This window comes from Thioclava sp. UBA3469 (assembly GCF_002378135.1).
Classification (GTDB): Bacteria; Pseudomonadota; Alphaproteobacteria; order Rhodobacterales; family Rhodobacteraceae; genus Thioclava; species Thioclava sediminum.
The window spans coordinates 4081-5022 of sequence record NZ_DFRG01000064.1 but is presented as its reverse complement, the minus strand read 5'-3'; the positions used below and the strand labels follow the sequence as shown (position 1 = coordinate 5022).

Annotated in this window: 1 protein-coding gene and 1 pseudogene; both read right to left on the bottom strand. The window is 61.4% G+C overall.

Annotation, left to right across the window (positions count from 1 at the left end; translation table 11 throughout):
• On the bottom strand, positions 1 to 508 hold a 508-nt coding region (locus tag B3D39_RS05510; protein WP_286789451.1), incomplete at its 3' end, for a PepSY domain-containing protein.
• 139 nt (positions 509 to 647) lie between these two features.
• Positions 648 to 942, bottom strand: a pseudogene (locus tag B3D39_RS05505) (tryptophan synthase subunit beta); the annotation flags it as partial.

Here is a 942-nt window from a genome sequence, read left to right as displayed (position 1 = left end):
CGCCGCTATCATGCGACCCGCCGCCGTCGGAGCCACTGTCGTGCGAACCGCCATCGTCAGAGCCGCTCTCATGCGAGCCGCCGTCATCCGAGCCGTGATCGGAATCGGACGTGGTGTGGTCGTCGTCGTGGCTGTCATCCATGTGATCGTCGCTGCCCGAATGGTCGTCGCCGTGATCGTCCATATGGTCGTCGTCGCTGCCGTCGTAGAAATCTTCCGACTGCTGACGGACGCTGACGCCCTGCGTCATGTCATAGCCGGCGCGCGTGCGCGACATTTCCTGCTTCTGGATCTTGCCGGTGGCGCGGTCGTAGACCACTTCGATCTTGGTGCCGTTCGGGTTGTAACCCTCGGCCTTGACTTGGGTCGGGCCGACCTTGATCTCGACATTGGTGAAGCCATTGGCCTGCAGATCGGCAGCGATACCGTCCGTGGACACTTCAGCCTGTGCCATATGCGCCGAGACCGCGAGAGCCGCCAGCGCGGCGAGGGTGGATTTCATTTTCATCTTCTATCTCCTCCGGAACAATTGTCCGCCGCGGGCTGCGACGTCGGAGCAAAGGGTCGGCGGACAACGCCCGCCGGTCCATTGCCAATTGGGTTATGGAGGAGCAATAAACCTCAGGTTGTACGCCGTAAACCTGAGTTTATGCGTCCATGTCGAAGCCGAGATGCTTCGCGACCGCGAAAATGTCCTTATCACCGCGCCCGCACATGTTCATCACGATGATATGGTCCTTGGGCAGGTCAGGCGCAATCTTCATCACATGGGCCAGCGCGTGCGAGGGCTCCAGCGCGGGGATGATCCCTTCAAGACGGCAGGAGAACTGGAACGCCTCCAGCGCTTCCTTGTCGGTGATGTTCACATATTCCGCGCGGCCGGTGTCGTGCAGCCAGCTATGCTCGGGACCGATGCCCGGATAGTCGAGCCCGGCCGAGATC